6 protein-coding genes are annotated in these 7,428 nt (G+C 70.4%); 3 read left to right on the forward strand and 3 right to left on the reverse strand.

Annotation, left to right across the window (positions count from 1 at the left end; genetic code table 11):
* Nucleotides 1-1,058: DUF748 domain-containing protein (locus tag B551_RS10625; RefSeq protein ID WP_043438769.1), on the reverse strand; the 1,058-nt coding region annotated here is incomplete at its 3' end.
* A 359-nt stretch (nt 1,059-1,417) separates the two neighbouring features.
* Between B551_RS10625 and B551_RS10630 the strand changes: the two genes are divergently transcribed.
* The gene (locus tag B551_RS10630; RefSeq protein WP_006578499.1) at nt 1,418-2,731 is read left to right on the forward strand and encodes an MFS transporter; all 1,314 of its coding nucleotides are present in this window, start codon (nt 1,418-1,420) and stop codon (nt 2,729-2,731) included.
* A gap of 34 nt (nt 2,732-2,765) precedes the next feature.
* On the opposite strand, the gene B551_RS10635 is transcribed toward B551_RS10630, so the two are convergent.
* Both B551_RS10635 and B551_RS27060 read right to left on the reverse strand, forming a co-directional pair.
* The gene (locus tag B551_RS10635) at nt 2,766-3,902 is read right to left on the reverse strand and encodes a PHB depolymerase family esterase (protein WP_043438771.1); all 1,137 of its coding nucleotides are present in this window, start codon (nt 3,900-3,902) and stop codon (nt 2,766-2,768) included.
* A gap of 31 nt (nt 3,903-3,933) precedes the next feature.
* Nucleotides 3,934-4,230, reverse strand: a complete 297-nt coding sequence (locus tag B551_RS27060) for a hypothetical protein (protein WP_231906312.1) — start codon at nt 4,228-4,230, stop codon at nt 3,934-3,936.
* On the opposite strand from B551_RS27060, the gene B551_RS10640 reads away from it, so the two are divergent.
* Together B551_RS10640 and B551_RS10645 are read left to right on the forward strand one after the other, a co-directional pair.
* Nucleotides 4,229-4,651 (forward strand): hypothetical protein, encoded by a 423-nt coding sequence (locus B551_RS10640; RefSeq protein WP_232205479.1) that lies wholly within the window; start codon nt 4,229-4,231, stop codon nt 4,649-4,651. The two genes, B551_RS27060 and B551_RS10640, sit on opposite strands and share 2 nt — an antisense overlap.
* Nucleotides 4,652-4,836: 185 nt before the next feature.
* On the forward strand, nt 4,837-7,428 hold a 2,592-nt coding region (locus tag B551_RS10645; RefSeq protein ID WP_043438774.1), incomplete at its 3' end, for an ATP-binding protein.

Consider the following 7,428-nt stretch of genomic DNA (forward strand, 5'->3'; position numbering starts at 1 on the left):
GTTGCCCGCGGCAGGAACGCCGTCGCCAGGTCGAGCGTGCCATCGGCACGCCGCAGCGCGCGCAGGTCCAGCCCGTCCAGCGTCACGCCGCGCAGATGGATCAGGTTGTCGGCCGGCGCCAGCCGCGCGATATCGACCGTCAGATTGCCGGCCTGCAGCAGCGGCGTGCCGTCGCGCTTGCGCACATCGGCCTCGCGCAGCGAGGCGGTGCCGGAGACCTCGATCTGCTGCTGGTCCTGCTGCTGGCGAAAGCCCACCACCAGCCGCGTATCGAGCTTGCCCGCCTTGACCTCGGCGTCGGTCAGCCGCGGTGCAAACGGCATGAAGCGGACCAGATCGAGGCCATTCAGATCCAGGTTCAGCTTCGCTTCGCGCGCATCGGCAAACGGCAGCATGGTGCCGCTGACCGCCAGCGGCGAGCCGTTGATATGGGCGCTGATGGTCGGCTGCGTGACGATATTGACGTCGTGCGGCAGGTTCGACAGGAAGGGCAGCGTGACCGTCAGATGGTCGACGCGCTGGGTTTCGCCCAGCATCTTGTCGTCGAAGCGCAGCGAACTCTCGGTCAGCGCGATGTTGTTGATCGAAAAGCGGGCCGGTTCGCCATCGTCCGGACTCTTGGGCCTGGCTTCCAGCCGGTCGCGGATATCGTCGAAGCTGAGCCGGCCGTCCGCTTCACGGACGACATGGACGGCGAGCCGGTCGATATGGACCGCGTCGACCACCGGGGCCAGGCGCCACAGCGACGCGATCGACGCGTCGATGTCGGCCGACCCCAGCGTCAGCATCGGAGTGGTGCCGTCCGGCTCGAAGATCGTGACATCGCCGACCGTCGCGGCCAGCGAGAACGGCCGCACCTGTGCCGTGCCGATCGTCACCTTGCGTCCCAGCGCCTCGCTGGCCTGGCTCGCGGCCAGCGACCGAATCAGCGGCGGTCCGCCGAAGTAGCCGGCCAGACCGAAAATCGCCACTGCCGCCGCAATGCCGGCCGCCACGCGCAGGCCCGTACGCCGGCGCGGCGTCGCGGTGGCGGCCTGCATCGAAATCTTGAATGCCATGTCGTCCCGAAGAAATTGACCCCCACAACCGCACGCGCCGGGCGGTTTCGCCATGCCGTCGTCGCGGCCTCGCGCCCTCCCGATACACGTCCTTGGCTCCAGTTGTGCTCTGGATCCCACTTTTTTGGGCATTATGGTAATGCTTCATGACACTGCGCGGGGGATTATTGCGACCGGCCGCCGGCGGCGGGGCATCCGATCTGGTATCGTTTCGCCTTTGCGAAGCGTCCCGTCGCATGCCAAAGGCCCACCCGCCTCTGGCCCTGCCTCTCTCCCGCGCTGTACCCGCCGGCCGTACCCGCACACTTACCCGTGTTAGTGCGCTTCGCATGCGATCTCTTCCCATGCGAGTCTCTTCAATGTCCACCACCAGCAGTACTGTTGGCGCCGGCGGCGCGTCGCTCGAACGCGCCGCGCGCCCGCTGACCGGCCAGGATTACAAGACCCTGTCCCTCGCCGCCCTCGGCGGCGCCCTCGAGTTCTACGACTTCATCATCTTCGTCTTCTTCGCCACCGTGATCGGGCAGCTGTTCTTCCCGCCGTCGATCCCGGACTGGCTGCGGCAGCTGCAGACCTTCGGCATCTTCGCGGCCGGCTACCTGGCGCGTCCGCTGGGCGGCATCATCATGGCCCACTTCGGCGACCTGCTCGGGCGCAAGAAGATGTTCACGCTGTCGATCCTGCTGATGTCGGTGCCCACGCTGCTGATGGGCCTGCTGCCGACCTATCACGCGATCGGCCTGCTGGCGCCGGTCGCGCTGCTGCTGCTGCGGGTGCTGCAGGGCGCGGCGGTCGGCGGCGAGGTGCCGGGCGCCTGGGTCTTCGTCTCGGAACATGTGCCGACCCGCCACGTCGGCTATGCCTGCGGCACGCTGACGGCGGGCCTGACCGCCGGCATCCTGCTCGGCTCGCTGGTGGCGACCGGCATCAACACGATCTTCACGCCGGAGCAGCTGACCGACTGGGGCTGGCGCGTGCCGTTCCTGCTCGGCGGCGTGTTCGGCATCGCCTCGATGTATCTGCGCCGCTGGCTGCATGAAACGCCGGTGTTCGCCGAGCTGCAGCGCAAGAAGGCGCTGGCCGCGGAAATGCCGCTGAAGGCCGTGGTGCGCGACCATCGCGGCGCGGTCGCGGTGTCGATGCTGCTGACGTGGATGCTGTCGGCCGGCATCGTCGTCGTGATCCTGATGACGCCGACCTTCCTGCAGAAGCTCTATGGCTTCGACGCGCGCACGGCGCTGGTCGCCAACAGCGTGGCCACGCTGTGCCTGTCGATCGGCTGCGTGGTGGCCGGGGCGCTGGCCGACCGCATCGGCGCGCGCCGCACGCTGTTCTTCGGCGGCCTGTTCCTGGCGGTCAGCAGCTATCTGTTCTACACGGTGATCCACCAGCGCCCCGACCTGCTGCTGCCGCTCTATGCGCTGGCCGGCTTCGCGGTGGGCACGATCGGCGCGGTGCCGTTCGTGCTGGTCAACGCCTTCCCGGCGCATGTCCGCTTCTCGGGGCTGTCGTTCTCGTACAACCTGTCGTACGCGATCTTCGGCGGGCTGACGCCGATGGCGGTGACGCTGATGCTGAAGAACGATCCGCTGGCGCCGGCGCACTATGTCGTCGCGCTGTGCGCGCTGGGCATGGTGACCGCATTGTTCGCGCGCAAGTCCGCCAGGCTGTAAGCGAAGCGGCCAGTCGCCGCGGGCGGACCGGCCCTTAGCGGCGATGCTCGCGGAAGAACTCCCACATCAGCATGCTGGCGGCCGGCCCGGTATCGCTGTGGTAGCGATAGGCCGGATCGCCGCCGCTCCACGCATGGCCGAGCCCGGCCACCTCACATAGCTGCACCAGCTCCCGGCGCGCATGGCCGAAGCGGGACTCGAGGTAGTGGCCGGCGGGAACGTCGGCGGCATCGACTTCGCCATTGGCGCGGCCGTGCTGCTGGCTCGCCGACGCGTCGGCCGCTGGCAGAGGCGCGCCGTTGCGGCGCTCGCTGTCGATGCGATCCGGCAAGCGGTTGTAGGCCAGGAATTGCCGCGCCAGCAAGCGCGCATTGACGGGGTGCACCACCTGGTCGTCCATGCCATGCAGGATCAGCGCCGGCATCGGCTTGCCGGCCAGCGCGACGCCCGCCGCATCGAGCAGGGTCGCCGGCTCGGCCCGCGAGCCGTGCTGCATCGCCCGCAAACCCGAGCGCGCCGAATCGGCGGCACCGACCACCACGCCGGAATGCAGCCCAACCGCGGCGACCTTGTCCGGATAGCGCAGGGCCACCACGGCGGCCATCGCGGCTCCGGCGGACAGGCCGGCCAGGTAGACCCGCTGCGGACAGACATCGCGCCGCAACGCGAGCGCGTCGATCAGCGCCGCGATCGCCTGCGCTTCGCGCGCGCCCTCGCTGGCGGCAAGGTCGAACCATTGCCAGCACCGCTGCAGTTGCCGGCGCAGCGGCTGTTCGGCATAGGCGACGAGGAAGCCCTCGCGCTCGGCCAGCGCATTCATGCGCGTGCCGGCGGCGAAGTCCTCCGCGGTCTGCCGGCAACCATGCAGCATGACGACCAGCGGCAGCGGTCCGGCGTGCCGGCGCGACGGCTCGTAAAGCCAGTAGTTCAGCTGCGAAACCAGTTCGCCCGGCATGGCCGGCAATTTCAGGCGCCGCTGCGACCACTGGCCCGGCAGCGGACCGGCGGGCAGAGCCAGCGGCGGCGCCACGCGCATGCGCGCGGCCGGTGCCGCGGTGCCCCGTCCATGCAGCCGGTCGAACCAGCTGCCAAGGTGACGGGCCGACTGGCGGGGCAGCGTGCCCATCTGCCGCCACGGACGCTGCCAATTACCCATCAAGCTTCTTGCCATGCGCGTGTACGGAGCGCGCGAACGCTCCGGTTCATTTTTGCTGCGTTGCAGCATAGCACATGGTGTTGAACGCAATTCGCTTACCAATGTAGGACAGTGACTGACAGCACACCGGCAATCGGCTCGCTATGGTTTCGCCATGGCGAACGGGCAGCCCGCCCCGCAGCCGCCATTCGAGGCGACTCGATACCGGTATCTTCATGCGGAACTCGCTCTTGATTTCGTTGCCCCACCCGTGGCGCGCCGCCGCGCTGATCGCCTGCGCATCGTGGCCCGCCGTGGCCCAGCATGGCAACGCCGCAGCCTCCACCACCTCCGCGCCGAGCATGTCGGCCCTGGCGCGGCTGCTGGTCGGCGTGGCCGACGGCCGGCCCACCGGCATGAACGGCGTCACCCGGCTGACCGGTTCGGGCAGCAGTACCGACGTGGCGCTGGGCACCGCCTGCCGCGAGCTGACCCGCTTCGGCCCGATCCCGCTCGATAACGCCACGCGCCTGGAGGGCTGCCGCGGCGAAACCGGCAAGCGCGTCGTCTTCCATCTGAACCTGGTTCGCTTCGACGCGTCCCGCGAGGGCACCGCCGCCTTCATGGCCAGCGCGACACCCGCTCTGGTCCGCGGCATCTGCCGCAATCCCGATGTCCCGGTGCTGGGGCGCCTGGGCATCGCGCTGGTGTTTCGCTACACTGGCATCGGTGACCGTCCGGTCGGCGAAATCGCCATCGCGCCGGGCCGCTGCGACCAGGAATGATCGCGGCATCGGACTGCGGGCAACGCGTCCGATAGAACACCGTCCGCGTCGAACTGCGATAGTCGCAGCATGGCGCATTGGCTAGATTCCTCCGCTTCACCGTGTCCGTCCGGAGGTCGCCTCGATGCCATCCCCCTTTGACAATCGCACGCCGTGCAGGGCGGCGACGCTGCGCCGGCCTGCCGATGCAGCGCTCTGAGCGCCGGCTGTACGGGCTGATGTCGTGCGGCTGCCTGCTGTGGGCGGCGCTGGTGGCAGCGGAGCTCGGCCGCACGCAGACGCCGCGCGACGATACCGGAGCCGTGCGCGAGCGGCTCGCCGGCACGCTGACCGGCGCCGAACGACGCTGGCTCGCCGCCCATCCGGTGGTGCGCTACAGCGCGTCGCCGATCGGTGGGCCGATGGCCTTCGTCGGTGCCGGCGGACACGCGGCCGGCATCGCGGTGCAGGCCCTGGAGCAGGTCGGCCGTATCACCGGCCTGCGTTTCGAGCCGGTCTGGCAGCAGGACCCGGCAGCCCGCGAAGCGGCGCTGCGCGACGGCACGGTGCTGCTGGTGCCCGCGGTGGCGGCCGACTCGTCCGCGCCGCCGTCCGTACCGCAATCCGCGCCGCCCGAAGCCGCCGCGATGCGAGAATCGGGACGCCGGCCGCACCGGCTGCAACCATCGCTGCCCTACCTGATCACGCCTTGGGTCATCACCACGCACGCCACCAACGTCGCGATCCGCGACGCCACCGCCCTGGCCGGCATGCGCATCGCGGTGCGTCGCAGCAACCCCGGCCTGACGGCGCGCCTTGCGCAGGTGCCCAACGCCACCATCATCCACACCACTTCCACGAGCGAGGCCTACCGCATGGTCGCGCACGGCCAGGCCGACGCCGCGGTCGATACCCTGACCTGCGCGCACTACATGGTCCGATACGCGTTCGCGCCACGGCTGCGCGTGGCCGCGCCTTTGGGCCCGCAGCCGGCGGCGATCGGCTTCGGCGTCTCGCCCGCCGCGCCGCAGCTGCGCATGATCCTGAACAAGGCGCTGGCCGCCATCCCGCCCACGCACTGGGACACGCTGCAGGCCGGCTGGGCGTCGGCATCGATGCCGGCCGCGGTGCCGGCGCCCGTGTCGGCGCGGCAACGGCATCGCCCATGGCTGTTGACCGGCTCGCTCGGCACCCTGCTGTGGATGACCGCAATGGGGGCATGCGCGGTCGCCCTGCATCGCCACGGCCGGCGCATCGCTCGTGCCGCCACCACGCTGCACCGGAGCCTTGGCGGCGGGCGACCGGCCGGCCGCCGCGCGACGTTGCCGGACGTGGCCGCATCGTCCGGCGCATGGTCGGGCGCGGACCGTCTGGGCTTCCTGGCAACGATCTGCCATGAGATCCGTACGCCGATGCACGCGGTGATCGGCATCCTCGACCTGCTGAGGCACAAGGCCGCGATCCATGGCGAGGCCCGCCATTACATCGACACCGCGCACGACTGCGCCAAGTCGCTGGTCGCGCTGGTCGGCGATCTGCTCGACATGGCCAGGCTGGAGGCGGGCCGGATGGAAATCCGGCCGGAGCCGGTGCAGCTCGATACGCTGCTGCAGCAATGGGTCCATGCGTTCCGTCCGCTGGCGTCATCGCGCGGCCTGCGCATCCGGCTGCAACTGGACGCGCTGCGGGCCCGGCGCCATCGCGCCGATCCGCAGCGGCTTCGGCAGGTCGTCGGCAATCTGCTCAGCAATGCGATCAAGTTCGGCGGTCATGGCGACATCACGGTGAAGCTCGAGAGCGCGGGCGAGCACGTCGATCGGGAAACCGTGCGGATCGTGGTGCGCGACCGTGGCCCGGGCATCGCCGCGGAGCAGATGCCGCGGCTGTTCGAACCGTTCTACCGGGCTGCGGAGGCAGGCGGGCCCGGTGGCACCGGCCTGGGCCTGTCGATCTCGCGGCAGCTCGCCCGGCAGATGGGGGGCGAGCTCGAGCTGATCAGCCGGCCGGGCCACGGCACCACCGCGCTGCTGACGCTGACGCTGGCCGCGGAGTCGTGCGGCGGACGCGCGCTGCACGGCCACGGCCGCCTGACCCCTTGCGGCCAGCCCGCCATCGCGCCGCTGCGCAAGGGCTATTGCGCGCTGATCGTCGATGACCATCCTGCCGGCAGGATGCTGCTGGCCCGCCAGTTGCGGCATCTGGGCGTGGAAGCCGTCGGTACCGGCAACGCGCACGAGGCGCTGGTGCGGTTCGCAGCGCCGGACGCCGCGTTCGACCTGGTGATCCTCGACTGCAATATGCCGGGCATGGACGGCTTCACGCTGGCGCGCAGGCTGCGCGCACAGGAGCGGGCGCTGGCGCGACCGCGCGTGCCCGTGTTCGGCTACAGCGCCGACGCGCGGCCGCATAACCGTCAGCAGGCACTGGCGGCCGGCATGGACGATTGCCTGTTCAAGCCGATCGATCTCGACACGCTCGATCGCGCCTTGCAACAGTGGCTCGCCGATCCGCCGAATGGGCGTCGTGCGGCGGCAGCGTTCACCGCGACGCCCCTCGCATCGGCCTCCGATGCCGCCTCCGATGCCGCCTCCGATGCCGCGATAAGGGCGGCCTTGCTGGCCGGCAACACCGCGGACCTGGCCGCGCTCCGCGTGGCGGTCGCGCGTGCCGACTGGCAGGCGGCCCACGCGGTCGCACACCGTATCAAGGGCGCCGCCCGGCTGGTATCGGCCGATGGCGTCGCGCAAGCCTGCGAGGCCCTGGAGGCGGCCTGCCGCGACGGCGATGCGGCCGGCGTC

The sequence above is a fragment of the Cupriavidus sp. HPC(L) genome, from assembly GCF_000307735.3.
In the GTDB taxonomy this organism is placed as follows: Bacteria; Pseudomonadota; Gammaproteobacteria; order Burkholderiales; family Burkholderiaceae; genus Cupriavidus.

Coding starts and splice junctions, on each gene's coding strand:
- B551_RS10630 (WP_006578499.1), top strand. CDS start 1,418: ATGTCCACCACCAGCAGTACTGTTGGCGCCGGCGGCGCGTCGCTCGAA.
- B551_RS10635 (WP_043438771.1), bottom strand. CDS start 3,902: ATGGCAAGAAGCTTGATGGGTAATTGGCAGCGTCCGTGGCGGCAGATG.
- B551_RS10640 (WP_232205479.1), top strand. CDS start 4,229: ATGTCGGCCCTGGCGCGGCTGCTGGTCGGCGTGGCCGACGGCCGGCCC.
- B551_RS27060 (WP_231906312.1), bottom strand. CDS start 4,230: ATGCTCGGCGCGGAGGTGGTGGAGGCTGCGGCGTTGCCATGCTGGGCC.